18 protein-coding genes and 1 pseudogene are annotated in these 22,694 nt (G+C 58.6%); 9 read left to right on the top strand and 10 right to left on the bottom strand.

The window, feature by feature from the left end; translation table 11 throughout:
- Positions 1-110 precede the first annotated feature (110 nt).
- The gene (hppD, locus tag AC1DIH_RS14655; protein ID WP_477772213.1) at positions 111-1,187 is read left to right on the top strand and encodes a 4-hydroxyphenylpyruvate dioxygenase; all 1,077 of its coding nucleotides are present in this window, start codon (positions 111-113) and stop codon (positions 1,185-1,187) included.
- A gap of 124 nt (positions 1,188-1,311) precedes the next feature.
- Here hppD and rarD read toward each other — a convergent pair whose 3' ends face one another.
- The 3 genes from rarD to AC1DIH_RS14640 form a co-directional block, all read right to left on the bottom strand.
- Positions 1,312-2,193 (bottom strand): EamA family transporter RarD, encoded by an 882-nt coding sequence (gene rarD / locus AC1DIH_RS14650; RefSeq protein ID WP_103316380.1) that lies wholly within the window; start codon positions 2,191-2,193, stop codon positions 1,312-1,314.
- A 200-nt stretch (positions 2,194-2,393) separates the two neighbouring features.
- A complete protein-coding gene (locus AC1DIH_RS14645; protein WP_477772212.1) occupies positions 2,394-3,407 on the bottom strand; it encodes an aldo/keto reductase in 1,014 nt (337 codons plus the stop codon).
- Positions 3,408-3,607: 200 nt separating this feature from the next.
- A complete protein-coding gene (locus AC1DIH_RS14640; protein ID WP_477772211.1) occupies positions 3,608-4,918 on the bottom strand; it encodes an MFS transporter in 1,311 nt (436 codons plus the stop codon).
- Between the two features lie 167 nt (positions 4,919-5,085).
- On the opposite strand from AC1DIH_RS14640, the gene AC1DIH_RS14635 reads away from it, so the two are divergent.
- From AC1DIH_RS14635 to AC1DIH_RS14615, 5 genes and pseudogenes are all read left to right on the top strand, one after another.
- Positions 5,086-6,207 carry a sugar diacid recognition domain-containing protein gene (locus AC1DIH_RS14635; protein ID WP_477772210.1) on the top strand — a complete coding sequence of 374 codons (1,122 nt, stop codon included), beginning with the start codon at positions 5,086-5,088 and terminating at the stop codon, positions 6,205-6,207.
- A 259-nt stretch (positions 6,208-6,466) separates the two neighbouring features.
- Positions 6,467-7,609 (top strand): glycerate kinase, encoded by a 1,143-nt coding sequence (locus AC1DIH_RS14630; RefSeq protein WP_477772209.1) that lies wholly within the window; start codon positions 6,467-6,469, stop codon positions 7,607-7,609.
- Between the two features lie 351 nt (positions 7,610-7,960).
- Positions 7,961-8,728 (top strand): annotated as a pseudogene (locus AC1DIH_RS14625) (MCP four helix bundle domain-containing protein); the annotation flags it as partial.
- The gene (locus AC1DIH_RS14620; RefSeq protein ID WP_477772279.1) at positions 8,723-9,586 is read left to right on the top strand and encodes a methyl-accepting chemotaxis protein; all 864 of its coding nucleotides are present in this window, start codon (positions 8,723-8,725) and stop codon (positions 9,584-9,586) included. The pseudogene AC1DIH_RS14625 and the gene AC1DIH_RS14620, both read left to right, overlap by 6 nt.
- Before the next feature lie 40 nt (positions 9,587-9,626).
- Positions 9,627-10,814 (top strand): pyridoxal phosphate-dependent aminotransferase, encoded by a 1,188-nt coding sequence (locus AC1DIH_RS14615; RefSeq protein WP_477772208.1) that lies wholly within the window; start codon positions 9,627-9,629, stop codon positions 10,812-10,814.
- A 167-nt stretch (positions 10,815-10,981) separates the two neighbouring features.
- Here AC1DIH_RS14615 and AC1DIH_RS14610 read toward each other — a convergent pair whose 3' ends face one another.
- From AC1DIH_RS14610 to AC1DIH_RS14590, 5 genes are all read right to left on the bottom strand, one after another.
- Positions 10,982-11,959 (bottom strand): 2-hydroxyacid dehydrogenase, encoded by a 978-nt coding sequence (locus tag AC1DIH_RS14610; protein WP_477772207.1) that lies wholly within the window; start codon positions 11,957-11,959, stop codon positions 10,982-10,984.
- 21 nt (positions 11,960-11,980) lie between these two features.
- Positions 11,981-13,279: an MFS transporter gene (locus AC1DIH_RS14605; protein WP_477772206.1), complete on the bottom strand. Its 1,299-nt coding sequence runs from the start codon at positions 13,277-13,279 to the stop codon at positions 11,981-11,983.
- 70 nt (positions 13,280-13,349) lie between these two features.
- Positions 13,350-14,408 carry a sugar kinase gene (locus AC1DIH_RS14600; protein ID WP_477772205.1) on the bottom strand — a complete coding sequence of 353 codons (1,059 nt, stop codon included), beginning with the start codon at positions 14,406-14,408 and terminating at the stop codon, positions 13,350-13,352.
- The gene (locus AC1DIH_RS14595; protein ID WP_477772204.1) at positions 14,401-15,183 is read right to left on the bottom strand and encodes a sugar phosphate isomerase/epimerase family protein; all 783 of its coding nucleotides are present in this window, start codon (positions 15,181-15,183) and stop codon (positions 14,401-14,403) included. The genes AC1DIH_RS14600 and AC1DIH_RS14595 overlap by 8 nt, the downstream gene beginning before the upstream one ends.
- Positions 15,184-15,346: 163 nt before the next feature.
- Positions 15,347-16,333: a LacI family DNA-binding transcriptional regulator gene (locus tag AC1DIH_RS14590; protein ID WP_477772278.1), complete on the bottom strand. Its 987-nt coding sequence runs from the start codon at positions 16,331-16,333 to the stop codon at positions 15,347-15,349.
- 388 nt (positions 16,334-16,721) lie between these two features.
- Between AC1DIH_RS14590 and AC1DIH_RS14585 the strand changes: the two genes are divergently transcribed.
- The 3 genes from AC1DIH_RS14585 to AC1DIH_RS14575 all read left to right on the top strand — a co-directional run bounded on the left by AC1DIH_RS14585 (position 16,722) and on the right by AC1DIH_RS14575 (position 21,290).
- Positions 16,722-18,464: a hypothetical protein gene (locus AC1DIH_RS14585; protein ID WP_477772203.1), complete on the top strand. Its 1,743-nt coding sequence runs from the start codon at positions 16,722-16,724 to the stop codon at positions 18,462-18,464.
- Positions 18,461-18,769 carry a hypothetical protein gene (locus AC1DIH_RS14580; RefSeq protein ID WP_477772202.1) on the top strand — a complete coding sequence of 103 codons (309 nt, stop codon included), beginning with the start codon at positions 18,461-18,463 and terminating at the stop codon, positions 18,767-18,769. The genes AC1DIH_RS14585 and AC1DIH_RS14580 overlap by 4 nt, the downstream gene beginning before the upstream one ends.
- 526 nt (positions 18,770-19,295) lie before the next feature.
- The gene (locus AC1DIH_RS14575; protein WP_477772201.1) at positions 19,296-21,290 is read left to right on the top strand and encodes an autotransporter outer membrane beta-barrel domain-containing protein; all 1,995 of its coding nucleotides are present in this window, start codon (positions 19,296-19,298) and stop codon (positions 21,288-21,290) included.
- Between the two features lie 61 nt (positions 21,291-21,351).
- On the opposite strand, the gene AC1DIH_RS14570 is transcribed toward AC1DIH_RS14575, so the two are convergent.
- Positions 21,352-21,804 (bottom strand): hypothetical protein, encoded by a 453-nt coding sequence (locus AC1DIH_RS14570; RefSeq protein WP_477772200.1) that lies wholly within the window; start codon positions 21,802-21,804, stop codon positions 21,352-21,354.
- A gap of 230 nt (positions 21,805-22,034) precedes the next feature.
- Entirely contained in the window at positions 22,035-22,676 is a 642-nt protein-coding gene (locus AC1DIH_RS14565; protein ID WP_477772199.1) for a DUF1345 domain-containing protein, read from the bottom strand.
- Positions 22,677-22,694: the final 18 nt, after the last annotated feature.

Raw genomic sequence — 22,694 nt, 5'->3', positions numbered from 1 at the left:
TTTCTCGCCCGCAGTGTGCGAGGTATCTCCTGTGCGCCACCCGCCGCTCTCAGCAGTGCTTGTAACTAACGTTCCGTTAATTCCAAAAGCATCATGATGAGGCGCCAACCATGGCAGATTTATACGAAAACCCAATGGGCCTGATGGGCTTTGAGTTCATCGAACTCGCATCGCCGACCCCGAACACCCTTGAGCCGATCTTCGAGATCATGGGCTTCACCAAGGTCGCGACCCACCGCTCAAAAGACGTGCACCTGTATCGGCAGGGCCAGATCAACCTGATCCTCAACAACGAACCCCACAGCGTGGCGTCGTACTTCGCGGCTGAACACGGTCCGTCGGTATGCGGCATGGCGTTCCGGGTCAAGGATTCGCAAAAAGCCTACAAGCGCGCCCTGGAACTTGGTGCGCAGCCGATCCACATCGAAACCGGCCCGATGGAACTGAATCTGCCGGCGATCAAAGGCATTGGCGGCGCGCCGTTGTACCTGATCGACCGTTTCGGCGAAGGCAGCTCGATCTACGACATCGACTTCGTGTTCATCGAAGGCGTTGATCGTCACCCGGTCGGAGCCGGCCTGAAGATCATCGATCACCTGACCCACAACGTGTACCGCGGTCGCATGGCTTATTGGGCGAACTTCTACGAGAAGCTGTTCAACTTCCGCGAGATCCGTTACTTCGACATCAAGGGCGAATATACCGGCCTGACCTCCAAGGCCATGACCGCCCCGGATGGCATGATCCGCATCCCGCTGAACGAAGAGTCGTCCAAGGGCGCCGGGCAGATCGAAGAGTTCCTGATGCAGTTCAACGGCGAGGGTATCCAGCACGTTGCCTTCCTCTCCGATGACCTGATCAAGACCTGGGATCACCTGAAAAAGATCGGCATGCGCTTCATGACCGCGCCGCCAGACACCTACTACGAAATGCTCGAGGGCCGTTTGCCGAACCACGGCGAGCCGGTCAACGAACTGCTAGCGCGGGGGATTCTGCTGGACGGTTCGTCCGAGGCGGGCGACAAGCGTCTGTTGTTGCAAATCTTCTCGGAAACCCTGATGGGCCCGGTGTTCTTCGAATTCATCCAGCGTAAAGGCGACGATGGTTTCGGCGAAGGCAATTTCAAGGCACTGTTCGAATCCATCGAGCGCGACCAGGTTCGCCGTGGTGTGCTCTCGACTGAGTAATCTGCTTCAACTGTAAACCTGTGGGAGCGAGCCTGCTCGCGATGGCGTCTTCAGACTCAACATTGATGTTGGCTGACAGATCGCAATCGCGAGCAGGCTCGCTCCCACATTGTTTTGCGCAGCGTTAAGGGCGGCGATGCCGCATCAAATGCTTGAAGCCCTCAAATACCAACACCAGCACCGCCAGCCAGATCGGGATGTAGGTCAGCCATTCTCCCGCCTTGATGCTTTCTCCCAGCAGCAATGCAACCCCCAGCAACAGCACCGGTTCGACATAGCTCAGCAGCCCGAACAGGCTGAACGGCAGCAAGCGGCTGGCGATGATGTACACCACCAGCGCCGAAGCACTGATCACCCCGAGCAGCGGGATCAGCAGCGACAACCACGGGTGTTGGTCGAACACTGCAAAACCTTGTTCACCGCTGTGCACGAACCCGTACGCCACCGGCAGCATCAGCGTCATGTCCAGCCACAGACCGCCGAGGTTGTCCGACGCCAAGCGCCGGCGCAGCACGAAGTAGGTCGGGTAACCGATGGCCACCAAGAGAGTCGCCCAGGAAAAACTGCCCACCTGATACAACTCGTTGAGCACGCCGAGGGTGGCGAAAAACGCGGCGACCTTTTGCAGGTACGAAAGCTGTTCGCCATAGGCGATGCGCCCGGTCAGCACCATAGTCAGTGGCAACAGGAAGTAGCCCAGCGAAACGTCAAGGCTGTGGCCGTTCAGCGGCGCCCACATGAACAACCAGAGTTGCACGCCGAGCAATGCCGAGGAAACCAGCAGGCCACCGAACAATGCCGGTTTGCTGCCCACCCGACGGAGGATCTCGACCACGCGCCGCCATTCGCCGGAAACCACCATGAACACGGTCATGCACGGCACGGTCAACAGCATTCGCCAGCCGAAGATTTCCACGCCGCTCAGGGGCGATAGCAACGAGGTGTAGAAATACATGACGGCGAACAGCACCGAGGCTGACACCGATAGAGCAATACCTTTAGACAAACTGTCCTCGCGAGACATTGAGTGAGCGTGAAGCGGGTGCAAAGGATACGTGGTTTCAGAGCCGAATATTGTCCGAATGATCAACATAAACCAACTGTGGGAGCGAGCCTGCTCGCGATAGCGGTCTACCAGTCAACATCCATGTTGAATGTGAAATCGCCATCGCGAGCAGGCTCGCTCCCACCGGAGTATGTGTTTATTTAGTTGGAACGCGGTCTACGCCCCGACACGAAATGGCCCATGTCATTGAACCCCGGCGTCGACGAGTGTCCCGGCGTTACCAGCGAGTCGATGAAGGCTTCATCTTCCGTCGTGACCTTCACCGCCAGGGCCTTGGTGTAGGCATCCCATTGGGCTTCGGTACGCGGGCCGACGATGGCCGAGCTGACGGCGGAGTTGTTCAGCACCCAGGCGATGGCGAACTCGACGATGCCGACGCCGCGCTCTTGGGTGTATGCCTGAATCTGCTGGGCAATGCGCAGCGACTCGACCCGCCATTCGGTTTCCAGGATGCGCTTGTCCTGACGACCGGCACGGCTGTTGGCGTCCGGGGTGACGTCTGGCGCGTACTTGCCGCTCAACACGCCACGGGCCAGCGGGCTGTAAGGCACCACGCCGAGGCCGTAGGCATTGGCGGCGGTGATTTGTTCGGTTTCGGCCTGGCGATTGACGATGTTGTACAGCGGCTGGCTGATCACCGGTTTGTCGACGCCGAGTTTCTCGGCAACGCGGATTACTTCGGCGATACGCCAGCCACGGTAGTTGGACAGGCCCCAGTAACGGATCTTGCCTTGGCGAATCAGGTCGCCGATGGCCGACACCGTGACCTCCAGCGGCGTGTTGTGGTCTTCGCGGTGCAGGTAATAGATGTCCAGGTAATCGGTGCCCAGGCGGGTCAGGCTGGCATCGATGCCATTGAACAGGTGCTTGCGGCTCAGCCCGCTGCGATTCGGCACACCGTCCACCGGGCCGAAGCCGACCTTGGAAGCCACCACCCATTCGTGACGGTGACCGGCAATCGCTTCGCCGACGATCTCCTCGGAGCGGCCGCCGGTGTACACGTCTGCCGTATCGATGAAGTTGACGCCCTGATCCCAGGCCTTCTCGATGATCCGCAGCGAATCTTCGGTGCTGGTCTGTTCGCCAAACATCATGGTGCCGAGGGTCAACGTAGACACTTGCAGGCCGGAGTGGCCCAGTGTGCGGTAGGTCATGTGCGAAATCCTTTTACCGGTGGGAAAGGCCCAATCAAATACCAGAACAACCGCACGGGGCAAACGGAATTATCGAACACCCCGGATCAAAATGTGGGAGCGAGCCTGCTCGCGATAGCTGCTTTACATTCAACATCAATGTTGACTGTCATGCCGCCATCGCGAGCAGGCTCGCTCCCACATTTGAAGATTCGCGGTGATTAAGCGCGCAACGTGCGGGTCATGCGCAGCGCCAACAGACTGCCGCAAACAATCACGCCCGCCAGCAGGTACAACGCCGCATCGGTCGAGCCGGTGCTGTCCTTCACCCAACCGACCAGGTACGGGCTGAGGAAGCCGGCCATCTGGCCCATGGAGTTGATCAACGCCAGGCCACCGGCAGCAGCGCCGGCGCTGAGCATGGCAGTCGGCACCGGCCAGAACATCGGCAAGCCGGTGAGGGCGCCCATGGTGGCGATGGTCAGGCCAAGAATCGCAATGGCCGGGTTGGCCGCAAAGTTCACGGCAATCAACAGACCCACCGCGCCCATCAGCATCGGCACCACCAGATGCCAGCGGCGTTCTTTATGCAAGTCAGCCGAGCGACCGACCATCAGCATGAACACGGCCGCCAGCAGGTACGGAATCGCACTGAGCCAGCCGATCACCAGGTTATCGGCGAAACCGAGGTTCTTGATGATCGACGGCAACCAGAAGTTGATCGCGTACACACCGCTTTGAATGCAGAAGTAGATCAGGCCGAATGCCCAGATCGCCGGGTTCTTGAACACCGCCGGCAGCGAGTCGGTGGCGGTTTTCGGTTTGCGGGACCAATCGATGGCTTGATCCGCCTCGAGCACGGCACGTTCTTCTGGCTTGAGCCATTTGGCGCTGGCGAAGTTGTCGCTGAGCAGGAAGAACGCCAGCGCACCGAGGGTGATGGTCGGAATGCCTTGCAGCAGGAACATCCACTGCCAGCCGGCGAGGCCACCCTGGCCGGCGGCGAAGTGGTTGAGAATCCAGCCAGAGAACGGGCTGCCGAGCAGGCCGGAGACCGGAATCGCCGACATGAACAGCGCCATGATGCGACCACGGCGGAACGTCGGGAACCACTGCGAGAGGTACAGCACTACACCCGGGAAGAACCCGGCTTCGGCGGCACCGGTGAACAGGCGCAAGGTGTAGAACCCGGTCGGCGTGGTGACGAACAGCAGGCAGGTCGACAGCATGCCCCAGGTGACCATCATCAGCGCGATCCAGCGCCGTGGGCCGACTTTGCTCAGCGCCAGGTTGCTCGGTACGCCGCACAACACGTAGCCGATGAAGAAAATCCCGGCCCCGAGGCCGTACACGGTTTCGCTGAATTTAAGCGCATCGAGCATCTGCAGTTTGGCAAATCCAACGTTGACCCGGTCGAGGTAGTTGAACAGGTAGCAGACAAAGATGAAGGGGATCAAGCGCAGGGTAACGCGCTTGTAGACGGCGTTTTTATCGTCATCGGTGGCCAGGGTGGCAGCGGCGCTCTGTGACATGGCGGGACTCTCTTTATTATGATTTTTTGCGAGGCAAGGGTAACGTTGGTCGCCTGGAGAGTCTCGGTCACCCCTACGCGGATGTCTTTGTGCCTGAGCACAGGGTTTGCGCCAACAGCCTGTGCGGGTGAACAATCAATCGCCGCACGTTTTCAAGGATTAGCCGCATGTTCGAACTCGATCACGATCTGGCGCAGGATATCGTCGACCGTGCGATGGCCATTCTGCCGTACAACGTCAATGTCATGGACAGCCAGGGGCTGATCCTCGGCAGTGGCGAGCCGGAGCGGATCAACACCCGGCACGAAGGTGCGCAACTGGTGCTGGCGAATGGGCGCGTGGTGGAAATCGACGCGCAGACCGCCGTGCACCTCAAAGGTGTGCAGCCGGGGATCAATCTGCCGTTGCTGCTCGATCAGCGTTTGATTGGCGTGTTGGGTATTACCGGTGAGCCCGAGCAACTGCGTACCTATGCCGAACTGGTGCGCATGACGGCCGAGATGCTGGTCGGCCAGCGCAACCAGCAGGCCGAGCAGCAATGGCGTCGCCAGCGTTGCGATGACCTGTTGGCGTTGCTGCTCAGCGAGGCCGGGGATTCACCACGGCTGATCGACGAAGCTCAGCAAATGGGCCTCAAGCCGCAGATGTCGCGCACACCTTATTTGTTCGAGTTGGGCCTGGAGCATGGCGCGGGGCAAACCGCCGAGGCCTTGAGTGCCTGGCTGATCTCACGCTATCCCGACAGTTGGTGCGTGAGCTCCGCGAAGTCGTCGTTGCTGTGGTGCCGGCCGACCACGCAAGTGGTGGACAACGAGCGCTTGTTGGAAAAACTCGAGGGCCAGGGCTGGAACATTCTGCGTATTGCCGTGGGTGGCCAGGCCGATGGTTTGCAAGGCTTGCGCCGCTGCTATCGACGGGTCGGCGACTTGCTGGCCTATGGGCGCGATGTGCTGCCAAAAACCCGTTTGCTGATACTCAACCGCTATCGATTGCCGGTCATGCTCTGGCGTCATCGCAACGACGATGCGCTGGACGAGTTGCTCACGCCTCTGCGCAAAGTCATCGCCAAGGACAGCAACGGCCAACTGTTGGCAACGTTACGAAGCTGGTGCGAACACGATGGCCAAAGCCAGGCCTGTGCCGATGCGTTGGGCATTCACCGCAACAGCTTGCGTTACCGCATGGAGCGCATTGCCGAACTCAGTGGCGTTGACCCGATGCGCCTCGACGGCATGCTCGCGCTGTACCTGGGCGTGCAATTGCTGCCCGAGACAGACGCCAAACCGTGAACGACATAAATCCCTGTGGGAGCGAGCCTGCTCGCGAAGAGGTCATCACATCCAATATCCATGGCGACTGACACATCGCCATCGCGAGCAGGCTCGCTCCCACAATGGATCGGCAAGGTTCACAACATTTTGTTTCACTGCCAATCCTTGTGGGTTTTGTGAGAATGAACAATAAACCCCTGCTGCACTTGTGCAACGGACCGGCGTTATTGTTCATATCAACTGGCAGCATGGGCTCCATTGGAACTGGAGAATTCACATGAAAATCGTCATCGCCCCTGATTCGTTCAAGGACAGCCTCAGCGCCGAAGCCGTGGCCACTGCCATTGCGCTGGGCCTGGCCGAGGTCTGGCCGGACGCGACGCTGGTCAAGTGTCCGATGGCTGATGGCGGAGAAGGGACGGTCGAGTCGATTCTCGCTGCCTGCGAAGGTGAGCTGCGCAGCGCCAGCGTGCAGGGTCCGCTCGGTATACAGGTCGACGCGCACTGGGGCTGGCTGCCCCACACTCACACCGCGATCATCGAAATGGCCGAAGCCAGCGGCTTGCAGTTGGTGCCGCTGGGTCAACGCGATGCGTGCATCAGCAGCACCTTCGGCACGGGCGAACTGATCCGTGCGGCACTCGATGCAGGGGCGCAGCGGATCATCCTGGCCATCGGCGGCAGTGCCACCAACGACGCAGGTGCCGGTGCGTTGCAGGCGCTGGGTGTGCGACTGCTCGATGCCCAGGGCCAGACATTGCAACCGGGTGGCTTGGCATTGGCGCAACTGGCACGGATCGACCTGAGTGAAATGGACCCGCGTCTGGCCAGCGTGCGCTTCGAGATCGCCGCTGACGTCAACAACCCGTTGTGCGGTCCTCATGGTGCCTCAGCGATATTCGGTCCACAGAAAGGTGCATTGCTCGAGCAGGTTCAACAACTGGATCAGGCCCTTGGGCATTTCGCCGGGATCTGCGCCCAAGCGCTGGGAAAGGATCTGCGTGACGAACCGGGCAGTGGCGCCGCGGGCGGTCTGGGGTTTGCGGCCAAGGCGTTTCTTGGCGCGCAATTTCGCGCCGGTGTAGAAGTGGTTGCCGATCTGGTCGGCCTGGAAGAGGCGGTACGTGATGCAGACCTGGTGATCACCGGCGAGGGCCGCTTCGATGCCCAGACCTTGCGCGGCAAAACCCCGTTTGGCGTGGCGCGTATCGCCCGGCAACAGGGCGTGCCGGTGATCGTGATTGCCGGCACGCTCGGCGAGGGCTACCAGCAGATGTACGAACATGGCGTGGACGCGGCATTCGCCCTCGCATCCGGGCCAATGACGCTGGAGCAAGCCTGCGTCGACGCCCCGCGCCTGCTACAGGATCGCGCCCGGGACATCGCCCGCGTCTGGCGCATGGCGGTACATAAGCACTGAACACGGTCCTTTTTGGCGAGGGAGCTTGTCGGAACGCCGCACCGTCCCGCTGGGACGCGAAGCGGCCCCGAAATGGAAAAAAATAAAGTAAAGGCTTACGGCGGCTTCGCCACCGAGCGGGAGCAAGCTCCCTCGCCACAGATAGGAGCAGTGTTTCACCACTGAAACACGTCTCCTGCCCAGAAATATATTTCGCTCAACCCTCCATAAAACCTAAAGCCCTGCCGATACAGGGTATAGGCGCATAACCCCTCAAATAAAAGTCGCCTACCTGCACGCCGGGCGCAACTTTCTGCCTGTCAGCGTTCACTGCATGGATGCTCGAAGACATCACTACCCGAGAGTCATCCTATGTCCATACGTAATATGAATATCGCGCCTCGAGCGTTCCTGGGTTTTGCGTTCATTGCGTTGCTGGTGATCGTGCTCGGCATCTTTGCCGTGAACCGTATGTCGATCATCCGCCAGGCCTCCATCGACATGGAAAGCAATCAGCTACCCAGCGTAGCCTTCCTTGGGAACATCACCGAGAACGTCCTGCGCTTGCGCATTCTGTCGTTTCGCGTGCTGGTCAATCGTGAAGCCGCCGGGTTGCAGGAAGCAGAAACCCGCATCAATGAGCTGGTCAACAAAGTCAGGCAAGCTCAGAAAGGTTATGAGGCCTTGCCAGCAGGCCCGGAAGAAACGGCGCTGACTAAAACCTTTGCCGCTACCCTGGACAGCTATCTGCAAGCCCAAAGCCAGATGATGGAGCTGTCGCGGCAGAACAAAGTCGATGACCTGCGCAACCTGATCAATACGCGGATCAAGGACGGTACCGATCTGATGGGTGTGCAGTTGAACAAGCTGATCGACATTAACAAGGCGGGCGCAACCGAGGCCGATGCTGTAGCGGGCGACCAGTATTCTTTCGCTACCAACGGCATCATCGCGGTTTCGGTGTTTGCCGCATTGGTGACGGTGTTGCTGGCCTGGCTGCTGACCCGCAGCATCGTCACACCACTGAACCGTGCAGTCGCCGCTGCTGAGTCGATTGCCGGCGGTAACCTCACCAAATCCATCGAAGTCGATGGCAAGGACGAACCGGCGCGTTTGCTCGGCGCCTTGTCGACCATGCAGGCCAACTTGCGCAAGACCATCGAGCAAATAGCCGGTTCCGCCAATCAACTGGGGGCTGCCGCAGAAGAACTCAGCGCCGTGACCGAGGAAGCGTCGCGTGGTCTGCAACAGCAAAACAACGAGATCGAACAGGCCGCGACCGCTGTCAATGAAATGACCGCCGCCGTGGAAGAAGTCGCACGCAACGCGGTGTCCACCTCCGAGGCGTCGAATCAATCGACCCAGGCCGCCCGTGAAGGTCGCGACCGCGTGGTGGAAACCGTCAACGCCATTCAGACCATGACCCATGACGTACAAAGCACCTCGCTGATGATTGAAGGCCTGGCCACGCAGGGCCGCGATATCGGCAAGGTGCTGGACGTGATCCGGGCAATTGCCGAGCAGACCAACCTGCTGGCACTTAACGCGGCCATCGAAGCCGCGCGTGCCGGTGAAGCCGGACGCGGTTTTGCGGTGGTAGCAGACGAGGTCCGCGCCTTGGCGCATCGCACGGCGCAATCGACCCAGGAAATCGAAAAAATGGTCGCCGGGATTCAAAACGGCACCGGCGAAGCGGTCGACTCCATGCAGCAAAGCAACCAGCGCACGCACACGACCTTGGAACTGGCCCGTGCGGCCGGAGTGGCGCTGGAGCAAATCACCCAGTCGATCCACCAGATCAACGAGCGCAACCTGGTGATCGCCAGCGCCTCGGAAGAACAGGCGCAGGTGTCGCGCGAAGTGGACCGCAACCTGGTGAACATCCGCGACCTGGCCACGCAATCGGCGGCTGGTGCCAACCAGACCAGCGCCGCCAGCCATGAGTTGTCGCGCCTGGCGGTGGATTTGAATGCCATGGTGGCGAGTTTCGTGATTTGAGATAGGGTTGAATGTGGAACTCGCGCGACAGGAGAAGTACATGCGCTATTCAGCCTTGACCCAACGAATCGCCGGCGACGGAGCCGATGCCTGGCAGATTCACTACCGAGCGCTGGAGTTGCGCGAGCAGGGCGTCGATGTCCTGCTGCTGTCGGTCGGCGACCCGGATTTCGATACGCCGAAGCCGATCGTGCAGGCGGCCATCGACAGCTTGCTGGCTGGCGATACCCATTATTCGGAGGTGCGCGGCACGCGGTCGCTGCGCACCAGCATCGCCCGTCGTCACACCCGGCGCAGCGGACAGGTGGTCGATGCCGATCATGTGCTGGTGCTGCCGGGCGCGCAGTGTGCGGTGTACTCGGTGGTGCAATGTTTGCTCGACCCGGGTGACGAGGTGCTGGTCGCCGAACCGATGTACGTGACCTACGAAGGCGTGTTCGGTGCCTGCGGGGCGAAGGTGATACCCATCGCGGTGCGGCCGGAAAACGGATTTCGCGTTGACCCGGCGGACGTCGCTGCACGGATCACTCCCAGGACACGCGCCATTTTGCTCAACAGTCCGAACAATCCTTCCGGGGCAAGCCTGTCGCTGGCGATCTGGCAGGCGTTGGCGCGTTTGTGCGTCAAGCATGACTTGTGGCTGATCAGCGATGAGGTCTACAGCGAACTGTTATATGAGGGGGAGCACATCAGTCCGGCCAGCTTGCCGGGGATGGCCGAACGTACGGCGACCGTGAACAGTCTGTCGAAGTCTCACGCCATGACGGGCTGGCGAGTCGGTTGGGTGATCGGTCCGAAACCCTTGACTGAACACCTGGAGAACCTTTCGCTGTGCATGCTCTTTGGCATTCCCGACTTCGTGCAGAACGCAGCGCGGGTGGCACTGGAGGCTGATTTGCCGGAACTTGCGCTGATGCGCAACGAATACCGTGCGCGGCGTGATCTGGTGTGCGCGCGCCTGGGCGACTGCCCGGGCATCAGCCCGGTGATTCCGGATGGCGGGATGTTCGTGATGGTCGATGTGCGCCAGACCGGGGTCGGTGCGCAGGCATTCGCCGAAAAACTGCTGGAAGGTTATGCCGTGTCGGTGCTCGCCGGCGAAGCGTTCGGGCCGAGTGCGGCGGGGCATATCCGCATTGGCCTGGTGCTCGACCAACAGCAGTTGGCCGAAGCCTGCCGCCGGATTGTGCGGTGTGCAGCTGAATTGCTGGAGTCCCGCCGGGCCTGATCGGTCTGAAGCTTTGTGCTGGATTTGATGGCCTCATCGTCGGATCGCCGCCCGGAGCAGGCTCGCTCCCACACTAGATCTTTAGTGAACACAGATTTTGTGTACGACATAGATCCAATGTGGGAGCGAGCCTGCTCGCGATAGCTATCTAATGATCGCCAACACCATCAAACTTTCCACGCAACAGCATTCACCAGATTCGCCGGCCGTTCACCCGCCAGCGCCGCCAGCAAATTGTCGACCGCACAGCGGGCCATGGCCTCGCGGGTTTCGTGGGTTGCAGAGCCAATATGCGGGGTCGCCACCACGTTGTTCAACTGCAACAACGGCGAGTGGTGATCCAGTGGTTCACGTTCGAACACATCCAGCCCCGCCGCGCGAATCTGCCCTTGGCGCAACGCTTCGATCAACGCCGCCTCATCGACCACTTTGCCTCGGGAGATATTGATAAAAATGCTCTCCGGGCGCATCAGTGCAAACTGCTCGGCGCCGATCAATCCTTCGGTTTCAGCGGTCAGCGGTAATGTCAGGCAGACAAAATCGGCCTGTTGCAGCAGCGCTGGTAGGCTGCGGTACCGCGCGTTAAAGCGTTGCTCCACCGCAGGTTTCGGACTGTGGCTGTGATAGAGAATCGGCATCCCGAAACCGAAGTGCCCACGCTGGGCCAACGCCTCGCCGATGCGGCCCATGCCGATAATGCCCAAGGTCTTGCCATGCACATCGGTGCCGAAATGCGCCGGGCCGATGTTGCGGTTCCATTGCCCGGCACGCACCAGATTGGCCAACTCGACCACGCGCCGGGCCGTCGCCAGAATCAGCGCAAAACCGGTGTCGGCGGTGGTTTCGGTCAACACGTCCGGGGTATTGCTGAGCAGGATCTGTCGGCGGTTCAGGTAGTCGATGTCGTAGTTGTCGACGCCGACCGAGACACTGGCGATAGCCTGCAAGCGTGGCGCAAGGTCGAGCAATTCGGCGTCCAGCTTCAGGCTGGCACCCAGCAAGCCGTGGGCGCTGGGCAGCGCTTCGCGCAAGCGCTGCAGGCCCTCGGCGTCAAGGCTGTCGATCAGCGTCACCTCAGCCTGTTCATGCAGGCGGGCCATGAGTGGCGCAGAGAGCTTTTTGTACAGCACGACCTGCTTTTTCATCCGATCAGTCTCTTGTTCAATTCAGGAGTGCGCCGCCACGGGCCGGGCCGTTGCACGCGAGGGTTGGGCCCGGTCGCTGGCGCCGGGCTTGAGGAAAATCGTCAGGATCACCGAGAGCATCAAGGCTGCGCTCATCAACAGGTAAGAGGCGCCGGGCGAGCCGGTGGCGCTGTTCAAATAGCCGACCAGATACGACCCGCCAAACGAGCCAAGCGCGCCCATGCTGTTGATCAGCGCCATGGCACCGCCGGCGACGTTGACCGGCAGGATCTCCGGGACGATGGCAAAAAACGGACCGTACGGGGCGTACATGCAGGCGCCGGCGATCACCAGCAGCGCGTAGGACCACCAGAAGTGCTCGGCGCCGAGTGCATAGGAGGCGTAAAACGCGATCGAGGCGATCAACAACGGCGGCCAGACAAAGCGTTTGCGCCGCTGAATCCGGTCCGAGCCCCAGGACACCCCGAGCATCGCAATCACCGCCGCCAGATACGGCAGCGCCGACAGCCAGCCGGCTTCGATCATGTTCATCTGCGCACCGTGTTTGAGGATCGACGGCAACCACAGTACAAACCCGTAAACACCGATGCTCCAGCAGAAAAACTGCAAGGCCAGGATGATCACTTTGGGCGAGCGGAACGCTTCGGCGTAATTCTTCACCGCTTTGATCCCGACCTGTTCAGCGGCGAGGGCGCTTTGCAGGTCTTGCTTCTGCTCGTTGCTCAGCCACTTGGCGTCGGCAGGCCGATCATCGGCCAGGCGCCACCAGATAAACGCCCAGAGCACCGCCGGCAACCCTTCGACGATAAACATCCAGCGCCAGCTGAAATGCTGCACCAGATACCCCGACACCACCGACATCCAGAGCATGGTCACCGGGTTGCCGAGGATCAGAAACGTATTGGCCCGCGAGCGTTCGGCGCGGGTGAACCAGTGGCACAGGTAAACCAGCATCGCCGGCATCACCGCGGCTTCGACCACGCCCAGCAGAAAGCGGATGGCAACCAGCATGTAGGCGTTGGAGACGATGCCGGTCAACGTGGCGAGGCCACCCCAGAGGATCAGGCTGACGAAGATCAGTTTCTTTACGCTGTGTTTTTGCGCGTAGATCGCCCCCGGTACCTGGAAGAAAAAATACCCGAGAAAGAACAGCGCACCGAGCAGCGAGGACAGTCCCGGTGTGATCATCAGGTCGGCGGCCATCCCGGAGGCGGCGGCAAAACCGTAGTTGGCGCGGTCCAGATACGCCAGGCTGTAGGTGATAAACACGATCGGCATGATGTACCACCAGCGGCGGGTGGCGAGGTTCAGCGTTTGCATGGCAGTGCTCCTGAGCTTGTTGTTTTTGTCGCAGCAGGTAACGGTTCTGGTTCAGGTAATGCGGTGACAGTCAGGGCCTCATCGCGAGCAGACGAACGTCGCCCGGCTCTTCCCACATTTGATTGGTGTCGGTCACAGAATTCGTGTCTGAAACAGATCCCCTGTGGGAGCGAGCCTGCTCGCGATTGGCGGCCTCAGACCCAGCCAATAACTCGGCCCGGGTCGGCAACCCCTCCATATCCCCCCGGCTCTGCACCGCACGGCTGCCAATCCAGTTGGCCCGCCGCACGGCATCGGGGAGGCTGAAATTCTCCAGCAACGCGCTGATCATCCCGACCGCAAAACCATCGCCGGCACCCACCGTGTCCACGACGTTGGTCACGGGCACACCCGGTACGAAACCCTGATCATGTCGGGTGCGGTAATAGGCGCCGTCAGGGCCGAGTTTGATCACCACCGCCTCGGCGCCCAGATCCAGATAAAACGCCGCAATGTCGGCCGGGTCCTCGAATCCTGTGAGCAAGCGTCCCTCGCTCAAGCCCGGCAGCACCCAATGGGCCAAGGCGGCGAGGCGATTGATTTCGCCGATCATCTGCTGTTCGTTGCCCCACAGCGTCGGGCGCAGGTTCGGGTCGAACGAGACGCTGCGCCCGGCTTCGCGCATGCGCGTCATCAATTCGAAAGACATCTGCCGCGCCGACTCGGACAGCGCCGGCACAATGCCGGTGGCGTGCAGATGTCGGGCTTGAAGCAGTTCAGGCACGATCGACTGCACGGACAGAAGACTGGCCGCCGAACCCCGGCGGAAGTATTCGACGTGAGGATCGCGGCCATCGTCGGCACGTGACTTGAGCTGGAAACCGGTCGGCTGCGCGGGGTCGGTCTCGACGAAACGGCAATCCAGACCTTCCTGCTCCAGGGTGTCGACCACAAAACGGCCCAGCGAATCCGCACCGACCCGGCTCAGCCAGGACACCTTGAACCCCAGTCGCGACAGACCGATCGCGACATTGCTGTCGGCGCCGGCAATGCGTTTGTGGAACTGCGCAACGTCGGCCAGATCACCGCTCTGTTCGGCGACAAACATCGCCATGGTTTCGCCAAACGACAGAATATCGATCTCAGACATGAGCGCTCTCCAGCCGTGCCTGACCCAGGCGGGCGAGGGTGGCGACATGCTCGGCGGTCAACTGCACCAGGTCGGCACCTTGCAACGGATATTCCACCGCCCGCATAACCCCTTGGGGCATGTGCTGCAGGTGCTGTGCCCATTCGTGCAAATCATCAAGCGAGGGCGGTATGGCGACCAGCTTGCCGTCGGCACGGCGACGGACCGCTTTGCAATGCACATAGCCGACATGCCGGCCCAGCAGGCATGCGGCGCTGGCGGCGGATTGGTCCTGCCATTGCCAGTTGCCGATATCGAAGGTCATCTGCACCGGCAGCGCATGCGCTTCAACTGCGCTGAAAAACCGCTGGAACGGCTCGATGCGTCCACCCTGCAAGGTCTGGTCATTTTCCACCAGCAACTGCACCGGACTCTGGGACAGACTGGAGGCCAGCGCCGACAGGGAGTGAGTGTCGGTGAAGTCACCCAGCGAGATCTTCAGCCACTTGGCGCCAAACGCCCGGGCTCGCCTTAAGGTATCCGGCAATTCTGGATGGGGCTGCTCCTGTCCTGTCAGCCACAGTTCCAGCGGTGAAGAAAACACGCAAGCCAAGCCGTGGTATTCGATGGCCGCAGCCACTTGCGACGGCACTTCATCGGTGAGCAGTTCTTCACGCAGCTCAATGCGATCAGCGCCGGCAGCGGCCAGCAACTCGACAAAACCCAACTGCCCACGCTGGCGAACCAGCTCGGCACCGTAGCTGGAAAGACTGATGGAAACGGGTGGTTTATTCATTGTTTTGTACCTCTGAAACCGGTTTCATTTTTGTTCAAAAAAAGAGTCAGTCATTGATTTATGCAGTGACCTTAAGGGCCCCATCGCGAGCAGGCTCGCTCCCACAAGAGCGTCACCGCGATTTCCTGTGGGAGCGAGCCTGCTCGCGATGGGGCCATAAGCATCACACCAAACTCCCACGCGTCGACCCACGCTCAATCAACCGCGCCGCAAAATCCAGGGTCCGCGCCGGCCCGTCATCGCCGCGCAAGCGCTTGAGCAAACACTCGAACGCGCTCGCGCCAATCTCTGCCGTTGGCTGGGCGAGGGCGGTAATGCCGCTGCCCACCAGCGGGTACCAGTCGAGGTCGTCGAGGGCGATCAAGCCGATGTCTTCAAACAACCTGCAACCCAACTCGCGCAAGGCGCGGGTGCCGGCCAACGCGGCAATACCGTTGGCGCAAAACAGTGCTTTCGGACCGGGGCCGGGGGTGGCCAGGAAGGATTTCAGCTGTGCGTTCAGCTCGCTGCCGGTCTCAACCACTGCACCGCTCAGCAGCGTGCGCTGCTCGATCTGCCCCTTGAAACTGTTGACCCGCTCAATCCGTGAGCTGGTGCCGTCGAAGGGTTCGCTGACCAACACAATGTCGCGATAGCCGCGTGCTTCAAGATGATCCAGCGCCATCTCGACCGCCGCCGGGTTGTCCAGCCCGACCAGGTCGCTGTCCAGCAGATCGACCTTGCGATCCACCAGCACCATCGGCAGTTCACGGTGCAACTCGCGCAGCTCATCAAGGTGATGGCCAAGGGTGTTCACGATCAAGCCTTCGATGTTGTACGAGCGCAGTGCCGCCAGATGCTGGCGTTCCTGTTCATCGTCGCGGTCGGTGTTGCACACCACCAGGCTGTAGCCGTGCTGACGGCAGGCGGTTTCCACGCCATGCATCACGGCAATCGAATAGGGGTTGCGGATATCGGCTACCAGCATGCCGATCAGGCGGGTTCGCCCGCGTTTCAAGCCGCGAGCCATCTGGTTCGGGCGATAGCCCAGTTCACTGATCGCTTGCTCGATGCGTTTGGCAGTAGCCTCGGACAGCAAGGCCCGGTCTTCGCCAATAAAGCGCGACACGCTGGCCTTCGAGACCCTGGCGTGCTCGGCAACATCGAGCATGGTGACGCGGCCGCGCTGGGCGGCGGAAAAAATAGTCACGGTGTGAAGCCCTGTTGTTTGAGTTGTTGTGGCTGGCGCTGAAACCGGTTTCAGAAGACACCAGGCGCACCTGAACGTCAAGCTCATCGACGAAGGAAATTGTAGGAAAAGTCGGATTATACCGACAGACGGTCGTTAGACCTGTCAGATCTGACAGTAGCCGGTGTCGGGGATAGGGCGTTTAATTTTGAACAACGCTTGGTGAGTCACGACTCCAGAAGTCTTGCGAACGTGGAGACCCGCTTCGGTATTGCGCCGGCAATGAAATAGCGGGGCAACGGTAATGTGTTCTTGGGCATGAATTGGCTTGAGCGCAAAAAATTAGCTCATCAGTGATGGAGTACATGAAATGACGGCTAAAGAAAATCTGGGCCTGCTGAGCCTTGGTAAACGGGAACTGGCGGAAAAATCTCGAGATGAACTTCGGTTTTTAAGATTGGATGATCCCGGTACGCTCGCAGGCAAGACGCTTATGGATGGTCTGCTGTCCGAAAATCATGTACCGAAAGCATTGCTCGATCTGACGGAGATTACTGTCAAGTTGGAGTCATATGACTCTACTAGACCCGATGCTGCCGACTACTATCAAATTCGCTTGCGTAACCCGCGTACGGGGGCGACGAAGACTGTGGGCACTGGCAATCTCGGGCCAATTGCTGATCGTGTATGGCCGTTAGAGGTCAAATTTCTTTCCAGTGAGTTGCTGGACGACGATGCCAGTAAGTCGGCCACGGATTGGGAAATAGGCATCAGAGTTATAAACGGGGACACTCAGAACCCAACGACCCCGCAGTATCTATCGATAAAGGTTGACAGATTCCAACCCTATAAGAACAAGCAAACAGGTGTCGTAAGCAACCCTGTAAGGGCCACGTTCACAAACCCTGCGCCCGGCAAGGACCTGGACAGCGACTGGTTACTTCGCAACACTCACGTCGAATGTAATATTTCAACGGCCTTTAGCTATTATCGACAGGATGATGAAGTCGAAGTCTGGTTCGATGATACCTATTCACAAACAGCACCTCCGAAGGAAGTCATCAAGATTTCATTGCCTCCTAGCGGCCAGGTACGATTTCCGGTAGCAGACATTCCCGCTCCTCTGACTAATGGCACGTGGTATCTGTTCTACCGATTGAAAGACCTTGTTGGGAATTTCAGTCTGGTTTCTCTTGAACGTACAATCACGGTAAGAATCCAGCCTGATGCCGTGCTTAAACCCGTCGAAATTCCGACTGCAATCAAACCGGATGCACTTGACCTAAAAGACCTCGAGGGGCGTGTCTATGCCGAGGTGCCGCGCCCGGATAATGGCCTGAATACCGATATAATCAAACTCTATCTTGCGCCCAGGACGGGGGGGATCCCGATCTTTGTCGGTGAACAGGATTTGGGTGGCCAGTCGCGGCTACAGTTCGAACTGTACTACCACGAACACCTTAAACCCTTGTTTGGTACTTCTGATATCGAAGTAGAGGTGAGGGCGTATTACGAGTTCATACGTCACGGTGCTCTTCCACGTACTTCAATGGATACCCACGCTATCATTGACTTCGTTACTGCCGGACCGGATAAGGGTGATGAACTTCCAGATCGGGTCAGCAAACAAATGGCCAAAGTGACCGTTATGGGGGATTCCCTGACCCCCAACAAAATCACGGCAGAAGATCTGAAAGGCCCCGTCTGGATCAGTACCCCGATGAAGGCAGCGGGTGACACTTGGGAGCCAGAGGCGAATGAACAGTGCTTTTTAATCTACGCAGGGCACAAGATAGGACCTATCTTACTGTTGGGTGGGGAGACTGAAATCAAGCAGCAAATTCCCGCTTCAATTATTGAAAGTGTCGGTCCTGGATTTAACAACGCGTCGTGGGACATTCAGTATGTCGATGGCCGAAATACGATGTCGTCGGAGCCGCAAGAGGTTGAAGTCGCAAAAGAACGTATTACGTTTCCTCAACCTACATTCCGGCTCAATGCTAAAGGTGATGTCAATTGCCTGAGTTTTGACGGTAATGAAGGTACCTCGGATATTTGGCTGCCTGTGACGGTTAAATCATTTCCGCTTATATGCCAGCAGGTACTATTGTGACTGTTCATTCTTATGGTGCAAAAGAACTGGATGGGACAGACGTAATACCAGGAACCGAGTTTCAGATGCCGTACCGGATTCAAGGCAGTGAACCGGATGGAGAGTTTGTGATCAATATTCCGTACTTGAAATACATCAAGCCCATTCAACCAACGCAAGCATCCGGACTGCCATCCGGTTCTCTCACCGTCTGGTTCGAAGTGCCTGTGGCTGGCGAACCGGTACCTTCTGACATGAACCGGAAGAAGGTAACGCTGCTCTCTGATGCGAACTACTGCGAAGGGACTCCCAATCGTCGCCGCTGATTGAATCAATACCTTTGGGGGCGGATACATCCGCCCTTTTTTTCAAAATGAGTAAGACGAATTCCATATAGGAAAAAGATTATTCCTACATACGATTGGCGATTGTATCCGTAGTCTCTGCCTCCTCTTGCGGTGGGCTCTCCCGCCGACATCATTCAATCGTAGGATTTGAAAATATATCAGGTGGATATTTCATGAAGTATCGGTTCAATTTGAGGCCCATTGCCATTGCATTGGGTGCGCCTTCGCTGGCCATGATTTCGCTTGTAGCCTTCGAGGCTGATGCTCGGGATCTGGTGGACGAGAGCTGGACCGTCATTCCGTCAGAGGGTGCGCAAGCGTGGTCGCTGGCAAGTAACTCGGTATTGAACGTCATCAAGGGTACCGAGGCGCTTGACATCAACGCCTTGCAATCGACTGTCAATGTCAACGGGGGAGTCACCCGGCAAATTTCTGCTGAGGACGGTTCTCACGTAAACCTGGACAAAGCTACGGTAAACGGTAATGGCGGTCGGGGGGGGGGGGGGTGGAGCTGGTCAACAGCACCGCGACCATTACCGACAGCACTGTCTCCAGCGTCAATACAGGCCTGCAAGTCGCACACGAGCAAGGCACTCCTACAGGCTCTACCGCCACGGTCACGGGTAGCCGCATTATCGGGCAGACACTCGGGGCGCGGGTCACCGCCTTCAGCACGCTCACGCTTTCGAACTCGACGGTTGAAGGAGCCGGGGCTACGAGTACCGGGCTGAGTCTTTTCAGCGGTTCCGCTTCAGCCAGCAACAGTACTCACATCATCGGTGGCCATAACGGTGTGACGGTCAAGGTTGAAGTCCCGGGCGAAGGCAGCCAACTGGTGCTGGACAATTCAAGCGCGGAAGGCAAAACCGGTTCTGCGATCGTTGTGGACAATGCCGGGGCAACGAACACTATTACTGACATTCATGTCATTAACGGTTCGACCCTCAAGGGCGGCAACGGCACTATTCTTGAAATGGCGGGAGCGGCGTCGGTCAACATGAATGTTGGCAGCAGTGCACTGGAAGGCAATGTTCAGGTGGCCGGTAACAGCACTGCCAACCTGAACTTCAACCAGGCCTCGCTGACGGGTGATGTGATCGCCGAGGCGGGCAGCACCGCTAATGTGCAGTTGCAGCAAGGTTCGCTGTTGACCGGGCGCCTGGAGAACGTCGCCACGCTCGGCATCGATCATCAATCCGAATGGGCCATGACCGGCAACAGGCAGGTCGGCGACCTGCACACCGAGGGCACTGTCAGGTTTGGTGCCGATAATGGCAATGACTACAAACAACTGGATGTCACCAATCTGTCGGGCCGCGGCCTGTTTATCATGCGCACCCACTTCACTACGGGTGAGACCGATCTGTTGAAGGTCATGGGCACCGCTACCGGCGATCATCGACTGCTGATCACCAGCAGCGGTGTCGATCCGGCCAGTGGTGAGCCGATCACCGTGGTGCGCACACAACAAGGTGGCGATGCGCGATTTTTGCTGGCCAATGCCAACAATGAGGTCGATCTGGGGACCTATTCCTATGGCTTGAGTAAAAGTGCCTCGGGCAACGATTGGTTTCTCGACCCGAGCAAGCGCACCGTCAGTCCTTCCACTCAGGTCGTCAGTGCCTTGTTTGGCGCGCCACTCACCGTTTTGTATGGCGAAGACGCCATGTTGCATACACGCATGGGCGAAGTGCGCTTCAACACCGGCAAGTCAGGGGCCTGGAGCCGCGCTTTTGGCAGCAAATACAAAGTCGGTGGGGCATTCGGCGATAGTTATCGGCAAACGCAGCAAGGCTTCGCGTTGGGTGTCGATACACCGTTGGGCGACGGTCAGTGGTTGCTGGGGGTGATGGCCGGTTATAGCCAGTCGGACCTCTCTTTGAACCACGGCAGTTCCGGCACTGTCGACAGCTACTCCCTGGGCAGCTACCTGACCTGGTTGAGTGAACGCGGGTATTACGTCGATAGCACCCTTAAGCTGAACCGCTTCGAGAACAAGGCGGACGTTGTGATGAGTGATGGTAGGAAGGCCAAGGGTGATTATGGCAACACCGGGGTGAGCGGATCCGTGGAGTTCGGCCGTAACATCAAACTCAAGTCTGGCTATTTCATCGAGCCCTTCACTCGCTGGTCGACCGCATACATTCAGGGCCAGGATTATGAACTGGAGAACGGCATGCAAGCCAAGGGCGACCGGACCTGGTCATTCGTGGGTAAGGCCGGGCTGACCGCAGGTCGTGACATGCCGATGGCCAGCGGTGGCACGCTGAAGCCTTATGTCCGGGCGGCGCTGGCCCACGAGTTTTCCAAAAGCGATGAGTTCAAGGTCAACGATAATGCGTTCAGCCGTAATCTCTCCGGTTCGCGCTTTGAAGTGGGAACGGGGGTTGCCATGAAACTGTCGGATCGCTGGAGTGCACACGCCGAGGTCGAGTACATGAAAGGCAAGAACATCGAAATGCCGATTAGCGGGACGGTGGGTGTTCAGTTGAAGTTCTAATAGGGTTATCGCCGTCCCTATCGTAAAGCCCTGTCTCTATCGAGACAGGGCTTTTTTGTGCTCAGCGGTTTGCGCGGGTTAACAGGGTGTCGAATTCTCCATTAGCCGTGGTAGAGAGAGTACTGATGCCTTTCACTTCGATCTGCGCGTTAAAGTCGCCTGAGAATGTGCTGTTTGCGACATCGAGTTGGAAGTTTATATCCCCTGATATTGCTAATTTACTGGTAGGGTTTTGTGGGTCCGTGTAATCAACGAGTTCAATGGTGGCGAAGCCCGGTTTGTCTTCACCAACCTGATGATTTCCGTTTGAAAGTGTCTTGGAGAACACGATCAAAAACACCCTCAAGCGCTTTTCATCACTGTCTTTTTCAGTGGCTTCTACCACCCAGGTTTCACCCCGGTTCGGGCTTGTACTGCTGCGCAGTGTCGTCCCGCTAGCTGTAAATGGGGGGGCACCCTCCAACGTGACGTCGAAGTAATCTTCTGTGCTGGTTTTTTTTGCGGCTACGCTCATGATCGCTTTCTCCCTGGCAATTAACAAAGAATCCACAAATAGGTAACCATCGCTAACTCATGGATTAACTCATCAGAGCTCAGTAGCGTCATTCTGTAAACTGTCAGATATACCAGTTTACAGTGGGTGTTTTGTGTGGGTTGTTATCAAGAGGTTTTATGCGTATGAAGTGTTATTTCAAAAGCCTATAACCGCTAGTTGAAAGTCATTATGACTTCCCCCGGTTTTCATCAACTGAACAACCCCGCAGCGATATTGATCGAAAAGCCAAGGATGGCCGTGTTGAACAGAAAACCGATCAGTGACTGGGCCAGCACGACCTTGCGCAAACTGCGTGTGGCCACCCCGACATCGGCGGTTTGCACGGCCACGCCGATGGTGAACGAGAAATACAGGAAGTCCCAATAGTTGGGGTTTTTCAAGCCTTCAGCAAAGCGCAACGCCGGCTCCTTGCCATCCCAAGTGTAGAACAGCCGGGCATAGTGCACGCTGAAGATCACCCCGACCAACAACCACGAACCGATTACCGTCATTCCGGTGAAGCCGTAGTGCAATAGCCGTCGGCTGGTCTCCAGATCCTTGCTGCCGACCAGTTCCAGGGTGATGGTGGCGAGACTGGCAATAGCCGCGATACAGACGATGAGCAGTACCATGCCGGCGTTTTCATCTTCGACTTCGGCGATACGTTTTACATCATCGGCCCGTGCGCGGATGGTCAGCCAGAGCATCAGTATCAGATAAGTCCAGACGCCGGCATTCCAGCCAATAAGGATTTTGCTGATGATCGAATTGGCCGGAACCAGAAGGCTGACCGCTACCCCCAGCAGGGTGGCAGTGGTCAGGCGAGGGTGGGTGCGCAGGAGGTGTGGCATGGAGGCTCGATACGTCAG

This window comes from Pseudomonas sp. 05N36 (assembly GCF_056397385.1).
This window is presented reverse-complemented; position numbering and strand designations above follow the sequence as displayed.

Excerpts from the sequence above, each read along its gene's own strand:
- hppD (WP_477772213.1), top strand. The coding sequence starts at position 111 with ATGGCAGATTTATACGAAAACCCAATGGGCCTGATGGGCTTTGAGTTC.
- AC1DIH_RS14645 (WP_477772212.1), bottom strand. The coding sequence starts at position 3,407 with ATGACCTACCGCACACTGGGCCACTCCGGCCTGCAAGTGTCTACGTTG.
- AC1DIH_RS14640 (WP_477772211.1), bottom strand. The coding sequence starts at position 4,918 with ATGTCACAGAGCGCCGCTGCCACCCTGGCCACCGATGACGATAAAAAC.
- AC1DIH_RS14635 (WP_477772210.1), top strand. The coding sequence starts at position 5,086 with ATGTTCGAACTCGATCACGATCTGGCGCAGGATATCGTCGACCGTGCG.
- AC1DIH_RS14630 (WP_477772209.1), top strand. The coding sequence starts at position 6,467 with ATGAAAATCGTCATCGCCCCTGATTCGTTCAAGGACAGCCTCAGCGCC.
- AC1DIH_RS14620 (WP_477772279.1), top strand. The coding sequence starts at position 8,723 with ATGCAGGCCAACTTGCGCAAGACCATCGAGCAAATAGCCGGTTCCGCC.
- AC1DIH_RS14615 (WP_477772208.1), top strand. The coding sequence starts at position 9,627 with ATGCGCTATTCAGCCTTGACCCAACGAATCGCCGGCGACGGAGCCGAT.
- AC1DIH_RS14610 (WP_477772207.1), bottom strand. The coding sequence starts at position 11,959 with ATGAAAAAGCAGGTCGTGCTGTACAAAAAGCTCTCTGCGCCACTCATG.
- AC1DIH_RS14605 (WP_477772206.1), bottom strand. The coding sequence starts at position 13,279 with ATGCAAACGCTGAACCTCGCCACCCGCCGCTGGTGGTACATCATGCCG.
- AC1DIH_RS14600 (WP_477772205.1), bottom strand. The coding sequence starts at position 14,408 with ATGTCTGAGATCGATATTCTGTCGTTTGGCGAAACCATGGCGATGTTT.
- AC1DIH_RS14595 (WP_477772204.1), bottom strand. The coding sequence starts at position 15,183 with ATGAATAAACCACCCGTTTCCATCAGTCTTTCCAGCTACGGTGCCGAG.
- AC1DIH_RS14590 (WP_477772278.1), bottom strand. The coding sequence starts at position 16,333 with ATGCTCGATGTTGCCGAGCACGCCAGGGTCTCGAAGGCCAGCGTGTCG.
- AC1DIH_RS14585 (WP_477772203.1), top strand. The coding sequence starts at position 16,722 with ATGACGGCTAAAGAAAATCTGGGCCTGCTGAGCCTTGGTAAACGGGAA.
- AC1DIH_RS14570 (WP_477772200.1), bottom strand. The coding sequence starts at position 21,804 with ATGAGCGTAGCCGCAAAAAAAACCAGCACAGAAGATTACTTCGACGTC.
- AC1DIH_RS14565 (WP_477772199.1), bottom strand. The coding sequence starts at position 22,676 with ATGCCACACCTCCTGCGCACCCACCCTCGCCTGACCACTGCCACCCTG.